The organism is Pseudomonas sp. PDM21 (genome assembly GCF_014852505.2).
In the GTDB taxonomy this organism is placed as follows: Bacteria; Pseudomonadota; Gammaproteobacteria; order Pseudomonadales; family Pseudomonadaceae; genus Pseudomonas.
The window spans coordinates 5,071,702-5,087,290 of sequence record NZ_CM181223.1 but is presented as its reverse complement, the minus strand read 5'-3'; the positions used below and the strand labels follow the sequence as shown (position 1 = coordinate 5,087,290).

Below are 15,589 nucleotides of genomic sequence, written 5' to 3'. Positions count from 1 at the left end.
ACCAAAGGAACTGCTAGCTTCCGTCGAATGACCGCAATGACGGTTCGGTTTCGCTCAGGTATGAGGACAAGAATAAATGCAACCTGATTTCTGGAACGACAAACGCCCGGCCGGCGTGCCCAGCGACATTGACCTGACCGCCTACAAATCGGTGGTGGAAGTCTTCGAGCGCTCCTGCAAGAAATTCGCCGACCGTCCGGCCTTCAGCAACATGGGCGTGACCCTGACCTACGCCGAGCTGGACCGCCTGTCCGCCGCCTTCGGCGCCTACCTGCAGAAGCACACCGATCTCAAGCCCGGCGACCGCATCGCCGTGCAGATGCCGAACATCCTGCAATACCCCATCGCCGTGTTCGGCGCCCTGCGCGCCGGCCTCATTGTGGTCAACACCAACCCGCTCTACACCGCCCGCGAAATGCGCCACCAGTTCAAGGATTCCGGCGCCCGTGCGCTGGTCTACGTGAACCTGTTCGGCAAGCTGGTGCAGGAAGTGCTGCCCGATACCGGCATCGAATACCTGATCGAGGCGCAGATGGGCGACCTGCAGCCCGCGCTCAAAGGGCTGCTGGTCAACACCGTGGTCAAGCACGTGAAGAAGATGGTGCCGGAGTACAACCTGCCCCAGGCCGTCTCCTTCAAGGCCGCCCTGCGCCAGGGCCGTGGCCATGGCCTGCAGCCGGTCAAGGTCGGCCTGGAAGACATCGCGGTGTTGCAGTACACCGGCGGCACCACCGGCGTGGCCAAGGGCGCCATGCTTACCCACGGCAACCTGGTGGCGAACATGCAGCAGGTGCACGCCTGTCTGCAGCAGCACGGCCCGGACGGCAAGCCGCTGATGCAGGTCGGCAACGAGGTGATGATCGCGCCGCTGCCGCTGTACCACATCTATGCCTTCACCGCGAACTGCATGTGCATGATGGTCAACGGCAACCACAACGTGCTGATCAGCAACCCGCGCGACATTCCCGGCTTCATCAAGGAGCTGAAGAAGTGGCGCTTCTCCGCGCTGCTGGGCCTGAACACCCTGTTCGTCGCCCTGATGGACCGCCCGGAATTCAAGGAGCTGGACTTCTCCAACCTGAAGGTCACCAACTCCGGCGGCACCGCGCTGGTCACCGCCACCGCTGAGCGCTGGAAGGCCATGACTGGTTGCACCGTGGTGGAAGGCTACGGCCTCACCGAAACTTCCCCGGTGGTCAGCACCAACCCCTACGGTGATGCCGCGCGCCTGGGCACCGTCGGCCTGCCGGTGCCGGGCACCGCGCTGAAAGTCATCGACGACGACGGCAACGACGTCGGTCTGGGCGAGCGCGGCGAGCTGTGCGTGAAGGGCCCGCAGGTCATGAAGGGCTACTGGCAGCGCCCGGACGCCACCGCCGAGGTCCTGGATGCCGAAGGTTGGCTGCGCACCGGCGACATCGCGGTGATCGACCCGGACGGCTTCACCCGCATCGTCGACCGCAAGAAGGACCTGATCATCGTCTCCGGCTTCAACGTCTACCCCAACGAGATCGAGGACGTGGTCATGGCCCACCCGAAAGTCGCCAACTGCGCGGCCGTCGGCGTGCCGGACGAGAAATCCGGCGAGGCCGTGAAGCTGTTCGTGGTGGCCCGCGAGGGCGGTGTGACCGTCGAGGAGCTCAAGGCCTACTGCAAGGAAAACTTCACCGGCTACAAGGTGCCCAAGCACATCGTGCTCAAGGATGCCTTGCCGATGACGCCGGTGGGCAAGATCCTGCGCCGCGAGCTGCGCGAAACCGCCTGAGGCGAGCGTGAATGAAAAAGGGGGCTGATCCACGATCAGCCCCCTTTTTTATGGGTGACGGATTGTTGGCCGGGGCCGCTCAACCACCACAGCCGCCGCAGCAGCCGTCTTTCTTGCGCAGGATTTCGTAGAGATCGTCCTTGAGCTGCAGCTTCTGCTTCTTCAGCGCCTCGATGGCGTCGTGGGAGGCAGGGGTGATGCCGGCTTCCATGTTCTTGATCTCCTGGTCGAGATCGTTGTGGCTATGGAAGAGCCTGGCGAAATGCGGGTCTTCAGCTTTCAGGCGGGTAATCTTTTCGCGGTATTCGGGAAACATGAGGGTTCTCCAGGAGAGTGCACCAGCACTTTGCGAGATCCCGACCCGGAGAGTGTTGAGGCAGATCATTGAAGACGCCGCGTGGGGCAGGGCGAAATCGCCTGATCGAACTCCGACGATATACCCTGTCACGGCGACCGGTCCGAGGAGCACTTTCCGTTCTTTTTTCCGGTTTCATTTCTCTGAAATCCACTTTGTCGGACAATCCAACAAGGCTGCGAGCCTTCTGGCACGGGCTTTTCCGACGAGTGGAGCGATGGTGACCAGAAAGCCTGTCTCTGGTCATTTTTCTTACTGACAAGGCTGTGTTTGGTGCTGGTCGCTGTTTCTCAAAGCTGCTAATCTCGGCCCGCTTTTCGCTCCCCGAGCAGGGGAAAGCGACATAAACACAACAAAGAACCGCGAACGCGGTAAAGATGAGCTGTTGCTTAGGAGTGGGCTTCCATGACCGACAATTTCTGGAAGGACAAATACCCAGTGGGGATCGCTGCCGAGATCAACGCTGACCAGTACCCGAACATCCTCGCGGTACTCAAAGAATCCTGCCAACGTTTTGCAGACAAGCCTGCCTTCAGCAACCTGGGCAAGACCCTGACCTACGGTGAGATGTACAAGCTCTCCGGGGACTTCGCCGCCTACCTGCAACAGAACACCGATCTCAAGCCCGGCGACCGCATCGCCGTGCAGCTGCCCAACGTGCTCCAGTACCCGGTCGTGGTCTTCGGCGCCATGCGCGCCGGCCTGGTCGTGGTCAACACCAACCCGCTTTACACCGCGCGGGAAATGGAGCACCAGTTCAACGACTCCGGCGCCAAGGCGCTGGTGTGCCTGGCGAACATGGCGCACCTGGCCGAGGAAGTGCTGCCCAAGACCGGCATCCGCAACGTCATCGTCACCGAAGTGGGTGACATGCTGCCGCCGCTCAAGCGCTTCATCGTCAATTTCGTGGTCAAGAACATCAAGAAGATGGTTCCGGCCTACAACATCCCCAATGCGCAGAAGCTCACCGATGTCCTGGCCAAGGGCCGTGGCAAGGCGGTGAAGGAAGTCTCGCCGCACAACGACGACGTCGCCGTGCTGCAGTACACCGGTGGCACCACCGGCGTGGCCAAGGGCGCGATGCTGACCCACCGCAACCTGGTCGCCAACATGCTGCAGTGCAAGGCACTGATGGGCGCCAACCTCAATGAAGGTTGCGAGATCCTCATCACCCCGCTGCCGCTGTACCACATCTACGCCTTCACCTTCCATTGCATGGCGATGATGCTCACCGGCAACCACAACATCCTGGTGACCAACCCGCGCGACCTGGCCAGCATGGTCAAGGAACTCTCGCAGTGGAAGTTCACCGGCTTCGTCGGCCTGAACACCCTGTTCGTCGGCCTGTGCAACAACGAAGGCTTCCGCAAGCTGGACTTCTCCGCACTGAAGCTGACCCTCTCCGGCGGCATGGCCCTGCAACAGGCCGCTGCCGAGCGCTGGAAGGACGTCACCGGCTGCGCCATCTGCGAAGGTTACGGCATGACCGAAACCAGCCCGGTGGTCTCGGTGAACCCGTTCCAGAACATCCAGATCGGCACCATCGGTATCCCGGTTCCGTCGACCCAGTGCAAGGTCATCAGCGATGACGGCCAGGACCTGCCGCTGGGCGAGCGCGGCGAGCTGTGCGTCAAGGGCCCGCAGGTGATGAAGGGCTACTGGCAGCGCCAGGAAGCCACCGACGAGATCCTCGACAAGGCCGGCTGGCTGCGTACCGGCGACATCGCGATCATCCAGGAAGACGGCTACATGCGTATCGTCGACCGCAAGAAGGACATGATCCTGGTGTCGGGCTTCAACGTGTACCCCAACGAGCTGGAAGACGTGCTCGCCACCCTGCCGGGCGTGCTGCAGTGCGCCGCCATTGGCATCCCGGACGAGAAGTCCGGCGAGGCGATCAAGGTCTTCGTGGTGTCCAAGCCGGGCGTCACCCTGACCAAGGAGCAAGTCATGCAGCACATGCACGACAACCTCACCGGCTACAAGCGTCCCAAGTCCGTGGAGTTCCGCGACAGCCTGCCGACCACCAACGTCGGCAAGATCCTGCGCCGCGAATTGCGCGACGAAGAGCTCAAGAAGATCAGGGCCTGAGCCGATAGATAAGAAACCCGCCGCAAGGCGGGTTTTTTGATGGGGCAAGGAAGCCATGTCCCTTATCTGCCTGAGGTGAACGCCTTGAACACTGCCCTCCGTTTGCGCGCCAAGGTCCTGCTCCTGGCCATCGTGCCGATCCTCCTCCTGACCCTGCTGTTGTGTGCCATTTCCACCGTTGCCCTGAAGCAGCTGGCGAGCCAGCAGGAAGCGCAGATCCGCGAGAACCTCACCCAGGACCGCGAAGCCCAGTTGAAGAACTTCGTCGACGTGGCGCTGGCCGCCATTGGCCCGGTCTACCAGGCCGCTACCCAGGGTGATGCCCAGGCGCGCGAACAGGGCATCGCGATCCTCAAACGTCTCGAATACGGCAAGGGCGGCTACTTCTGGGGCTACGACACCCGCTCCGTTCGCGTCTTCCAGGGCACCAGCGACGAGCGCCTGGGCGAGGACTTCAGCACCTATCGCGATCCCAATGGCGTCTACGCCATCCGCGAACTGGTGGCGGCGGGCCAGAGTGGCCAGCATTACGTGCGCTACAGCTTCACGCTGCCGGGCGGCAACGCCATCGTGCCGAAGATCGGCTATGCGCACTTCCTGCCCAAGTGGAACCTGGTGTTCGGCACCTCGCTGAACCTCGACGACGTCGAGCGTGAAGTGAAGGAGGCCGGCGCCGCCTTCGACGCCAAGATCGACAACCTGCTGCTGCTCATGGGCGGCGCGGCGCTGGCGCTGCTGGTGGTGATCGGCGTGCTCGCCGGGCTGTTCAGCCGCACCATCGTCCAGCCCATCGTGCAGGTGCGCGACAACCTCGACGACATGGCCGCCGGAGACGGCAACCTGACTCACCGCCTGAACCTCGGTCGCCATGACGAGCTGGGCGAGCTGGCCGGCTCGTTCAACCGCTTCGTCGAGAAGATCCACGTACTGGTCCAGCAGGTCGCCGGTACCACCCAGCAGTTGTCCGGGCTGGTGGGCGACGTGGCCCAGCAGGCGCAGCGCTCCGAGCGCGCGATGGATGGCCAGCGCCACGAGACCGACCAGGTCGCCACCGCCATCAACGAGATGACCGCCGCCGCCCAGGAAGTGGCGCGCAGCGCGCAACAGGCGGCCGATGCCGCCCAGCAGACCGATCGCGAAGGCCAGGCGGCCAAGCGCGAAGTGGACCTGTGCGTCGCGCAGATCAACGACCTGGCGGGCGAGGTGCGCAGCAGCAGCGACTCCCTCGACACCCTGCGCCAGGATGTTCAGGGCATCGTCGGCGTGCTGGAAGTGATCCGCTCCATTGCCGAGCAGACCAACCTGCTGGCGCTCAACGCCGCCATCGAAGCCGCCCGTGCCGGCGAGGCCGGACGTGGTTTCGCCGTGGTCGCCGACGAAGTCCGCGCCCTGGCCAGCCGCACCCAGCAGAGCACCGGGGAAATCCAGCAGATGATCGACCGCCTGCGCGGCACCACGGAAGGCTCGGTGAGTGCCATGCAGCGCGCCAGCGACATGGCCGAGCGCACCCGTGGCCAGGCGAACCAGGCCGGCCAGTCGCTGGATGCCATCGCCCAGCTGATCGGCACCATCAACTCGATGAACGCGCAGATCGCCAGCGCCGCCGAGGAGCAGACCGCGGTGGCCGAGGAGATCAACCGCAGCGTGCACCAGATTGCCGGGGGCGTGGACAGCGTGGCGGACGACGCGGCCAAGGGCGCGCGCACCGCGACCGAACTGAACGGACTGGGAGAGCGCCTGCGCCAGCTGGTCGGCCAGTTCCGCATCTGATCCGGCGGGGCGCAACGCCCCGCCAAACCGGGTCGCCAAGCAATCGGATTGGCGGCCCGTGCCGGTCTTTTGCGACAATTCCCGAATTGTCGCCATGACAGCCCATTCCAGGGACCGGCTCCGCACCTGCTCGCGCCGCTCCCGCCTGATGCCCGCGAAGCCGATGACCACAGACAGTACGCCGACCCCCGAACAGCTCCTGCAGCGCATGGATCACGCGATGATCCGCGACCGCCATCGCCTGCGCCGGCAGCTCCACGAACTGCGCAAGCACCCCGACGAGGCCAAGCTCGCCCAGTGGGCCGAGCGCTTCCAGGCCTCCTGCGCCAAGGCCGAGGCGCGTCGTGCGAGCATCCCGAAGATCCGCTACGACGACAGCCTGCCCATCGCCGCCAAGCGCGACGAGATCAAGGCCGCGCTGGAAAAGAGCCAGGTGGTGGTAATCGCCGGCGAGACCGGCTCGGGCAAGACCACCCAGCTGCCGAAGATCTGCCTGGAGCTGGGCCGCGGCACCCACGGCCTGATCGGCCACACCCAGCCGCGCCGGCTGGCCGCGCGCAGCGTGGCCACCCGCGTCGCCGAGGAGATCGGCACGCCGCTGGGTTCGCTGGTTGGCTACCAGGTGCGTTTCGAAGACCAGAGCGACGACAGCACACTGATCAAGCTGATGACCGACGGCATCCTGCTGGCCGAGACCCAACATGACCGTTACCTCGAGCGCTACGACACGATCATCGTCGACGAAGCCCACGAACGCAGCCTGAACATCGACTTCCTGCTCGGCTTCCTGAAGACCCTGCTGCACCGCCGGCCGGACCTGAAGCTGATCATCACCTCGGCGACCATCGACCTGGAACGCTTCTCCAAGCACTTTGGCGATGCGCCCATCGTCGAGGTCTCGGGGCGCACCTACCCGGTGGACACCTGGTACCGTCCGCTGGCGGCGGAAGTGGACGAGGACGGCGAAGCGCTGTTCGACGACCTCTCCGTGGACCAGGGCATCCTCCGCGCGCTGGACGAGATCGCCGCCCACGAGCGCGAAATCGGCAAGCGCCCCGGCGACGTGCTGGTGTTCCTCCCCGGCGAGCGCGAGATTCGCGACGCTGCCGACATGCTGCGCAAGGCCAACCTGCGCCATACCGAGGTGCTGCCGCTCTATGCGCGGCTGACGCCGGCCGAGCAGCAGAAGATCTTCGCGCCGATGCCGGGGCGCAAGATCGTGCTCGCCACCAACGTCGCGGAAACCTCGCTGACGGTGCCGGGCATCCGCTACGTGATCGACAGCGGCACCGCGCGGATCAGCCGCTACAGCTACCGCGCCAAGGTCCAGCGCCTGCCCATCGAAGCCGTTTCGCAAGCCAGCGCCAATCAGCGCAAGGGCCGTTGCGGCCGGGTCGAACCGGGCATCTGCGTGCGCCTGTACAGCGAGGAAGACTTCAACGGGCGCCCGGCCTTCACCGATCCGGAAATCCTGCGTACCAACCTCGCGGCGGTGATCCTGCAGATGCTGCACCTGCGCCTGGGTGACATCGAGGCCTTCCCCTTCATCGAGCCGCCGGACGGCAAGGCGATCAACGACGGCTTCACCCTGCTGCAGGAGCTCTCGGCGGTGAACCGCGAGGGCCAGCTGACGCCGCTGGGCCGCCAGCTGGCGCGCCTGCCCATCGACCCGCGGCTGGGCCGCATGCTGCTGGAAGCGGCGCAACTGGGCAGCTTGCCGGAAGTGCTCACCGTGGCCAGCGCGCTGTCCGTGCAGGACCCGCGCGAGCGGCCGATGGACCGCCAGCAGGCCGCCGACCAGGCACACGCGCAGTGGAAGGACCCGGACTCGGACTTCGCCGCGCTGATCAACCTCTGGCGCGGCTTCGAGGAGCAGCGCCAGGCGCTGGGCTCCAACCCGCTGCGCAACTGGTGCCGGAAGAACTTCCTGAATTACCTGCGCCTTCGCGAGTGGCGTGATGCGCACCGCCAGCTGACGCTGATCTGCCGTGAGCTGCAGCTGCCCTTCGGCTCCAAGTCGGAAGGCGCCCAGCGCAAGAGCGAGCCCGCTCGCGAACAGCCCAGGCAGCACGACAACCGTGGCCGCCAGCCGGTCGCCAAGGCGGACGAGCCAAAGGCCCGCGACATCGACTACGCCGCCGTGCACAAGGCGATCCTCTCCGGCCTGCTCAGCCAGATAGGCCAGAAGGCGGAGGAGGGCGATTACCTCGGCGCGCGCCAGAGGCGTTTCTGGATTCACCCCTCCAGCGTGATCGGCCGTAAGAAGCCGCAGTGGATTATGGCCGCCGAGCTGGTGGAGACCACCAAGCTGTTTGCCCGCATGGTCGCGAAGATCGAGCCGGACTGGCTGGAGCCGCTGGCCGGGCACCTGGTGAAGAAAAACTACCTGGAGCCGCACTGGGAAAAACGCCGTGGCCAGGTGGTGGCCTACGAACAGGTCACCCTCTACGGCCTGATCATCATCGGCCGTCGCCCGGTGAACTACGGCCCGATCGACGCGCCGGTGTCCCGCGAGATGTTCATCCGCGAGGCGCTGGTGCGTGGCGAGATCAACAGCCGCGCCAAGTGCCTGGCAGCCAACCGCCAGTTGCTGGAGAAGCTCGACGAGCTGGAAGCCAAGGCACGCCGGCGCGACATCCTCGCCGACGAGGAAACCCTGTTCGCCTATTACGACGAGCGCCTGCCGGCAGACATCTACCAGTCCGCCAGCTTCGAGAAGTGGTACGAGCGTGAGCACAGGCAGCAGCCGGACCTGCTGATCATGCGCGAGGAAGACGTCCTCGCCCGCGACGCCAGCGAAGTCACCGCCGGCCTCTACCCGGACCGCCTGCGCCTGGGCGACCTGCAGCTGCCGCTCACCTACCACTTCGAGCCCGGCCACGTGCGGGACGGCGTGACCGTGCGCGTGCCGGCTCCGCTGCTGCCGCAGCTGCCCGCCGAACGCCTGGAATGGCTGGTGCCGGGGCTGCTGGAGGCCAAGTGCATCGAGCTGGTGCGCAGCCTGCCGAAGGCGATCCGCAAGAATTTCGTGCCGGTGCCGGACTTCGTCCGCGCCGCGCTGGGCAAGATGGTCTTCGCCGAGGGCGGGTTGTCCGAATCCCTCGGCCGCGAGCTGCAGCGCATGACCGGCAGCCGCGTACCGGAAGAAGCCTGGGCGGAGGCCGAGACTCAGGTGGAAAGCCACCTGCGGATGAACATCGAAGTGGTCGACGCCCGTGGCAAGTTCCTCGGCGAAGGCCGCGACCTCGTTGAACTCACCGCGCGCTTCGCCGAGGCCAGCCAGGCCGCGCTGGCGATCCCGCAGGCGGACAAGCCGCAGAAGCCGGTGGAAGCCAAGGGCTTTGGCGAAGTCGCGGAGAAGCTCCAGCAGAAGGTCGCCGGGCTGTCGATGACGGTCTACCCGGCGCTGGTGGAAGAGGCCGGCGTGGTGAAGGAAAACCGTTTCCCGACCCAGGCCGAGGCCGACTACCAGCACCGCCGCGCCCTGCAGCGCCTGCTGCTGCAACAGCTCGCGGAGCCGGCCAAGTTCCTGCGCAGCAAGCTGCCGGGCCAGACCGACATGGGCCTGCTCTACCGCGAACTGGGCCGCGTCGAGTCGCTGGTGGAGGACATCCTGCTGGCCAGCCTGGAGAGCGCCATTCTCGACGGCGAAAGCAACCTGCCGCGCGATGGCGCCGGGCTCGCGTCGCTGGCCGAGAAGAAGCGCGGCGCCTGGACCGAACACGCCGAGCGCATCGCCCGTCTGACCCTGGAAATCCTCAAGCTCTGGCACGGCCTGCAGAAGCGCTTCAAAGGCAAGGTCGACCTAGCCATGACGGTGCCGCTGAACGACGTGAAGGGGCAGCTGGCCAAGCTGGTCTACCCAGGCTTCGTCCGCGATACGCCGCTGGAATGGCTGAAGGAATACCCGCGCTACCTGAAGGCGGTCGAGCAGCGTCTGGACAAGGTCGCCGGGCAGGTCCAGCGCGACCGCGTGTGGAGCGGCGAGATGGCCGGCTACTGGGAACAGTACTCGGCGCGCCTGGCCAAGCACGCCCAGGAAGGCAAGCGCGACCCGGAACTGGTGATGTACCGCTGGATGCTGGAGGAATACCGCGTCTCGCTGTTCGCCCAGCAATTGGGGACGAAGGTGCCGGTGTCGGACAAGCGCCTGTCGAAGCAGTGGAGCCAGGTCGAGGCCTGACCTGTGGAGTCCCCTGTAGGAGCGCGCCATGCCCGCGATTCGCGCGCATGGCGCGCTCCTACAGGAAATATTCCGAGGTCAGTCGCGCTTGGGGATGTTCAGCCCGCGCTGCACCGCCGGCCGTGCGAGGAATTTCTCCAGCACACGCTTCACGTTGTGGAAGCTGTCGAAACCCACCAGATCGCCGGCCTCGTAGAAACCGACCAGGTTGCGGATCCACGGGAAGGTGGCGATGTCGGCGATGGTGTAGCGTTCGCCCATGATCCAGTCGCGGCCTTCGAGGTGGCGGTCGAGCACGCTCAGCAGGCGCTTGGACTCGTCCACGTAGCGCTGCAGCGGGCGCTTGTCCTCGTAGTCCTTGCCGGCGAATTTGTTGAAGAAGCCGATCTGGCCGAACATCGGGCCGATCCCGCCCATCTGGAACATCAGCCATTGCAGGGTTTCATAGCGGCCGCTGGCGCCGGGGGCGATCAGCGAGTCGGTCTTGTCGGCGAGGTAGACCAGGATCGCGCCGGACTCGAACAACGCCAGGGGTTTTCCGTCCGGGCCGTTGGGGTCGAGGATCGCCGGGATCTTGTTGTTCGGGTTCAGCGAGAGGAATTCCGGGGACATCTGGTCGTTGCGCTCGAAGCTGACCAGGTGCGGCTCGTAGGGCAGGCCGAGCTCTTCCAGCATGATCGACACCTTCACGCCGTTGGGCGTGGGCAGCGAGTACAGCTGCAGGCGGTCAGGGTGTTCGGCGGGCCATTTGCGGGTGATGAGGAACGCGGAAAGGTCTGACATGCATACTCCGGTCAGGTGAGCGGGATCTTGAGTCGGCCCTCAGGATAGCCCTCCGCGCGGCCACGGTCATGACCCGTGCGCGACAAACCGGTATGGTGCGGCCCTTAGACAAGCAACCGGCCCCCGACGCGGTCACCAGACAAGGAACCCAGCATGAGCCTGCAAGGCACTTACGATCCGCAGAACATCTTCGCCCAGATCATTCGTGGCGAGGCCCCCTGCTTCAAGCTGTACGAGGACGACGACGTGCTCGCCTTCCTCGACCTGTTCCCGCAGTCCTACGGCCATGCCCTGGTGATTCCGAAGAATTCCCCGGCGCGCAACATCCTCGAAGTCGACCCCGATGCACTGGCCAAGGTGATGCGCGTGGTGCAGCGCCTGACCGGTGTGATCGTCGAGGAGCTCAATCCCGATGGCGTGCAGGTCGCCCAGTTCAACGGCGCGCCGGCCGGCCAGACGGTGTTCCACATCCACGTGCACATCGTCCCGCGCTATGCCGGCGAGGGCCTGGGCATCCACGCGGCGAACAAGGCCGATGCGGGGGAGCTGGAGAAGCTGCAGGCGCGCCTCGTTGCCCGCCTGAACGGCTGAGGCGCACCCGGGCTGGCGGTTACTCGACCGCCGGCTTGATGTCGAAACCGGTGCGGTTGTCGCTGACGATGCGGAAGGCGTTGTTGCCGCCCGGCTCGAGCGGCACCAGCAATTCACGGCGCAGCATGGCCTTGCTACAAAGGCCGTCGCCGTCCTTGTCGCCGATGATGCCGACCACGTGCTTGCCCACCGGCACGTGGAAGCTGGCCGACTCACCCTTGCCGATGCGCGCGGCTATCTCATGGTCGATGGTGAGGGCGACGAAGCAGCCGCCGCCAATGTAGCCCACGTCGCGGGTGACATCGACCTGGACGCTGTCCTTGCCCGGTTGCTGGTAGGCCAGCAGGCGGTCGGTGGGGACGGGTTGGACTTCATCGCTCTGGTACGAAGCACAGCCGGAAAGCGCGAGCAGGGACAGGACGGCAAGGATCGAACGCATAGACTTCCTCCATGGACAATGCAGCCTAGGCTAGCCCATCCGACCGGTTTCCGTCGGCTGGGCTACGCGCTGTGGGAAATTGGAGTAGTCTTCAGCACATGTGATTCGGGCTGGAGTGCCCGAGTGCCGCCATTCAGGCCGATCCGCCGGGCGGTCGAGCCAAGGAGCAGGGCTGATGCACCGCAACAGCGATCCCGACCATCTGTTCGACTCCAGTGCCGGACCTACCGGGCTGGAAGAGGCAGACCATCGCCTGCTGATGCGGCTGATCTTCGGTTGCACCGGGGCGACCCTGGGGCTGTTCTCGATCCTGCAGTACCTCGCTGGCAATCTCTGGTTGGCTGGCGCTGAACTGGTCACCTGCGGGCTGCTGCTGTGGGCGGCGCACCGGCTGCAGCGTGTGCGTCGGCTGGTGCCGTGGATCATCGCCTACCTGCTGCCGACCTTCTGTTTCATCCTCTACATCATCGTCATGCCCAACGCCTCGGCGTCGGCCTTCGTTTGGGTCTACCTGATGCCGGTGATGGCCTACCTGCTGCTGGGCAAATGGCGTGGCTTCCTGCTCGCCGTGCCGTTCATGCTGATCGCCACGCTGATGTACCTGCACGCCAACCACCTGCGCCTGGATGCACCGGGGCTGATCGACATCGGCAACGGCATCTTCTGTGGCGTGCTGGTGATTGCCTTCATGCACGTCTATGAAGAGCGCCGCGCTGCCGCCTACAAGCAACTACGGCACCTGGCGCTGACCGATGCGCTGACCGGCGTGGCCAGCCGCGAGAGCTTCCAGCGTGCGCTGAGGCGCTGTATCCAGGAGGCGGCCCGCTATGAGACACGGCTGGTGCTGGTGGTGCTGGATGTCGATCACTTCAAGAACATCAACGACCAGTGGGGCCACGATGCCGGCGACAAGGCATTGCAGCACCTGTGCAACCGCCTGCGCCACCGCCTGCGCGCCACCGACCTGATCGGCCGGCTGGGTGGCGAGGAGTTCGGCCTGTTGCTGCCCTTCACCGATCGCTTCGACGCCAAGCCGCTGGTGGAATCCCTGCGCCGCGACATCGACGAGGCGCCGCTGATGTACCACGGAGAGCGCATCGAGATTTCCGCCACCTTCGGCCTTGCCGAGTGGCCGGGCGACGGTCTGGATGCCGATGAGCTTTACCGCTGCACCGACCGCCGCCTATATCGCGGCAAGGCCGAGGGGCGCAACCGGCTGGTCTACAGCGACCCCGCCTGAGCGCGCTTCGCTACCAGCGGCTCGGTGAGGCGCGCATAGGCCGTGCGTACCTGGCGCGCCATCTTCCGCTCCACCCATTCGTAGCTCAGCCAGGACAGCAGCAGGATCGCCGGTACGGCGACGCTCAGCGTCTGGTAGGGAGTCAGGCCCAGCCGCTCATGCAGCCAGTAGGCGGCCAGCCAGAGCACGATCACATGCAGCAGGTACACCGAATAGGACCAGTCGCCCAGCGCATGCAGCACTTTGCTGCGCTCGAACAGCGGCTCCAGTGCCACGCACGCGGCCAGCAGAGCGGCGGCGGGCAGGCCCCAGGTCAGCAGGCGCCAGGGGTGATCGGCGGGGAACGCCGCGATGGTCGTCACCGCAAGGGCTGCCGTCACCAGTGCCAGCGGGCGTGGCCAGTTCAGCCAGCCACGCCGGTACAGCGCCGCCAGGCCCAGGCCGAGGAGGAACTCGAAGATGATCGGATTGCGGTAGAAGTTGCTGAGCCAGGGTTCGCGCGCCAGCACCTGCGCCACCAGCAGCACCAGGGCGGTCACCAGCCAGGGCCGCCAGCGCTCGGCGACCAGGAAGGAGAGGGCGAACAGGCCGTAGAAAAGCATCTCGAAATTCAGCGTCCAGCCCACCGGCAGCACCGGGTACAGGCCGAAACCACCGGGATTTTCGCTGGGGATGAACAGCAGCGAGAGCAGCAACGACTTGCCGCCGACGCCGTAGATCGGCATCACGTCGGCGAAGGCGTAGATGATCAGGGCGGTGATCGCCGTGTACAGCCAGTACGCCGGGGCGACACGGGCCAGGCGCTGGACCAGGAAGGTCACTGGTGACATCGGCCGGCCGGCACTGGAGAGGTGGATCACGAAGCCGCTGAGGACGAAGAAGATGTCCACCCCGACCTGGCCACGGGTGGAAAGGAGCTTGCCGCCGAGGCTGTCGGCGCGGAAGTCGAAGAACACTTGCATGAAGTGATGGAACACCACCAGCCAGGCGGCCAGTGCCCGCAGTGCCTGAAGCGAAACCAGCATGGGTGGGCGAGTCCTCCGTCGGTGGATAAAAGAAAGAGGCGCGACTTTGCGCGCCCCTTTCCTCGACAGTCGGGTGTCGCCGATCGTTCACCGGGCCTGCTGGACGGTCGCGGCCGGCATCGCCGGCTCACGTTCCAGGCGCAGGCACAGCAGCGCCGTGATGATGGCCGCCACCGGCAGCGCGGCGCCGACCCAGGGCAGCGCGGCGAGGCCGGGCCCGTGGTCGATGGTCATGCCGCCGAGCCAGGCACCCAGCGCATTGCCCAGGTTGAAGGCAGCGATATTGAAACTGGCCGCGACACTCTGGCCGGCGCCGTGGGCCTTCTCCAGCACCCACATCTGCAGAGGCGGCACGGTGGCGAACCCGGCGGCGCCGAGCAGAGCGATGAAGATGACCACGGCAACCCGGTTTTCCAGCGCGAAGCTCATCAGCCCCATGACCACCGCCAGCGCGACCAGGCTGCCGAGCAGGGCGGGCACCAGTTTGCGGTCGGCGAGCTTGCCGCCCAGCAGGTTGCCCAGCACCAGGCCGCCGCCGAACACCAGTAGCACCGGCGACACCGCACTTTCGGAGAAGCCGGCGAGACGGGTCAGCAGCGGCGACACGTAGCTGAACACGGTGAACACGCCGCCGAAGCCGAGCACGGTCGTCAGCAGGCCGAGCAGCACGGCCGGGCGCTTCAGCACGCGGAAGTCATCGCGCAGGTTGCCGGCGGCCGGCGGTGCGCTTTGGCGCGGCAGGTAGATCGCCAGGATCGCCAGGGCCAGCACGCCGATTCCGGTTACCACCCAGAACGCCGCACGCCAGCCATAGAGCTGACCGAGCCAGGTGCCCAGCGGTACGCCGAGGATGGTGGCGACAGTGAGGCCGGTGAACATCAGCGCGATGGCCGAGGCGCGGCGTTCGGCCGGCACCAGGCTGGTGGCGACCACCGAGCCGACGCCGAAGAAAGTGCCATGGGCGAAGGAGGTCAGCACCCGCGCTGCCATCAGCGTGGCGTAATCCGGCGCCAGGGCACAGGCGAGGTTGCCGAGGGTGAAGATCACCATCAGCCCGAGCAGGGTGCGGCGTTGCGGCCAGCGCGCGGTGAGAGCTGTGAGCAGCGGCGCGCCGAGCACTACGCCCAGCGCGTAGCCGGAAATCAGCAGGCCGGCGGCGGAGATGGACACGCCGAAATCATGGCCAACCTCCAGCAGCAATCCCATGATCACGAATTCGGTAACGCCGATGCCAAAGGCACCGGCGGTCAAGGCATACAAGGCAATGGGCACGTGGGCTCTCCCGGATGATTCGTAGAATGGCTGCCACCTTATCCCCGTGCGAATTACTGATATAGACTGCTTGTA

The 15,589-nt window shown here is 65.6% G+C and carries 11 protein-coding genes; 6 read left to right on the top strand and 5 right to left on the bottom strand.

The genetic code is table 11. The features are described 5' to 3' along the window. The first annotated feature begins 76 nt into the window (after positions 1-76). Positions 77-1,765, top strand: a complete 1,689-nt coding sequence (gene fadD2 / locus IB275_RS23450) for a long-chain-fatty-acid--CoA ligase FadD2 (RefSeq protein ID WP_138215374.1) — start codon at positions 77-79, stop codon at positions 1,763-1,765. A gap of 79 nt (positions 1,766-1,844) precedes the next feature. On the opposite strand, the gene IB275_RS23445 is transcribed toward fadD2, so the two are convergent. After that, positions 1,845-2,081, bottom strand: coding sequence for an HP1242/YdcH family protein (locus tag IB275_RS23445; protein ID WP_192291468.1), 237 nt, complete (start codon positions 2,079-2,081; stop codon positions 1,845-1,847). A 444-nt stretch (positions 2,082-2,525) separates the two neighbouring features. Between IB275_RS23445 and fadD1 the strand changes: the two genes are divergently transcribed. The 3 genes from fadD1 to hrpA all read left to right on the top strand — a co-directional run bounded on the left by fadD1 (position 2,526) and on the right by hrpA (position 10,164). Next, complete coding sequence (gene fadD1, locus IB275_RS23440) at positions 2,526-4,211, top strand: long-chain-fatty-acid--CoA ligase FadD1 (RefSeq protein ID WP_192291466.1); 1,686 nt, start codon at positions 2,526-2,528, stop codon at positions 4,209-4,211. A gap of 39 nt (positions 4,212-4,250) precedes the next feature. Beyond that, positions 4,251-5,981, top strand: a complete 1,731-nt coding sequence (ctpM, locus tag IB275_RS23435) for a methyl-accepting chemotaxis protein CtpM (RefSeq protein ID WP_494514418.1) — start codon at positions 4,251-4,253, stop codon at positions 5,979-5,981. 163 nt (positions 5,982-6,144) lie between these two features. Beyond that, positions 6,145-10,164, top strand: a complete 4,020-nt coding sequence (gene hrpA / locus IB275_RS23430) for an ATP-dependent RNA helicase HrpA (RefSeq protein WP_192291462.1) — start codon at positions 6,145-6,147, stop codon at positions 10,162-10,164. Between the two features lie 78 nt (positions 10,165-10,242). On the opposite strand, the gene IB275_RS23425 is transcribed toward hrpA, so the two are convergent. Continuing rightward, on the bottom strand, positions 10,243-10,947 hold the full coding sequence (locus IB275_RS23425) for a glutathione S-transferase N-terminal domain-containing protein (RefSeq protein WP_192291460.1): 705 nt from the start codon (positions 10,945-10,947) through the stop codon (positions 10,243-10,245). A gap of 153 nt (positions 10,948-11,100) precedes the next feature. On the opposite strand from IB275_RS23425, the gene IB275_RS23420 reads away from it, so the two are divergent. After that, positions 11,101-11,538: an HIT family protein gene (locus tag IB275_RS23420; protein WP_192291458.1), complete on the top strand. Its 438-nt coding sequence runs from the start codon at positions 11,101-11,103 to the stop codon at positions 11,536-11,538. A gap of 19 nt (positions 11,539-11,557) precedes the next feature. Here the strand turns inward: IB275_RS23420 and IB275_RS23415 are convergent, their stop codons facing one another. Then, complete coding sequence (locus IB275_RS23415) at positions 11,558-11,977, bottom strand: 3-isopropylmalate dehydratase (protein ID WP_138215369.1); 420 nt, start codon at positions 11,975-11,977, stop codon at positions 11,558-11,560. 175 nt (positions 11,978-12,152) lie between these two features. On the opposite strand from IB275_RS23415, the gene IB275_RS23410 reads away from it, so the two are divergent. After that, the gene (locus tag IB275_RS23410; protein ID WP_081515850.1) at positions 12,153-13,217 is read left to right on the top strand and encodes a GGDEF domain-containing protein; all 1,065 of its coding nucleotides are present in this window, start codon (positions 12,153-12,155) and stop codon (positions 13,215-13,217) included. Here the strand turns inward: IB275_RS23410 and IB275_RS23405 are convergent. Then, entirely contained in the window at positions 13,199-14,242 is a 1,044-nt protein-coding gene (locus IB275_RS23405; RefSeq protein WP_192291456.1) for an acyltransferase family protein, read from the bottom strand. The two genes, IB275_RS23410 and IB275_RS23405, sit on opposite strands and share 19 nt — an antisense overlap. Positions 14,243-14,329: 87 nt before the next feature. Continuing rightward, positions 14,330-15,514: an MFS transporter gene (locus IB275_RS23400; protein WP_192291454.1), complete on the bottom strand. Its 1,185-nt coding sequence runs from the start codon at positions 15,512-15,514 to the stop codon at positions 14,330-14,332. Positions 15,515-15,589 lie beyond the last annotated feature (75 nt).

Bases quoted from the DNA above. Each gene is read 5' to 3' on its own strand.
- IB275_RS23425 (WP_192291460.1), bottom strand. From the start codon at position 10,947: ATGTCAGACCTTTCCGCGTTCCTCATCACCCGCAAATGGCCCGCCGAA.
- hrpA (WP_192291462.1), top strand. From the start codon at position 6,145: ATGACCACAGACAGTACGCCGACCCCCGAACAGCTCCTGCAGCGCATG.
- IB275_RS23405 (WP_192291456.1), bottom strand. From the start codon at position 14,242: ATGCTGGTTTCGCTTCAGGCACTGCGGGCACTGGCCGCCTGGCTGGTG.
- fadD2 (WP_138215374.1), top strand. From the start codon at position 77: ATGCAACCTGATTTCTGGAACGACAAACGCCCGGCCGGCGTGCCCAGC.
- fadD1 (WP_192291466.1), top strand. From the start codon at position 2,526: ATGACCGACAATTTCTGGAAGGACAAATACCCAGTGGGGATCGCTGCC.
- IB275_RS23415 (WP_138215369.1), bottom strand. From the start codon at position 11,977: ATGCGTTCGATCCTTGCCGTCCTGTCCCTGCTCGCGCTTTCCGGCTGT.
- IB275_RS23420 (WP_192291458.1), top strand. From the start codon at position 11,101: ATGAGCCTGCAAGGCACTTACGATCCGCAGAACATCTTCGCCCAGATC.
- ctpM (WP_494514418.1), top strand. From the start codon at position 4,251: ATGGGGCAAGGAAGCCATGTCCCTTATCTGCCTGAGGTGAACGCCTTG.
- IB275_RS23410 (WP_081515850.1), top strand. From the start codon at position 12,153: ATGCACCGCAACAGCGATCCCGACCATCTGTTCGACTCCAGTGCCGGA.
- IB275_RS23445 (WP_192291468.1), bottom strand. From the start codon at position 2,081: ATGTTTCCCGAATACCGCGAAAAGATTACCCGCCTGAAAGCTGAAGAC.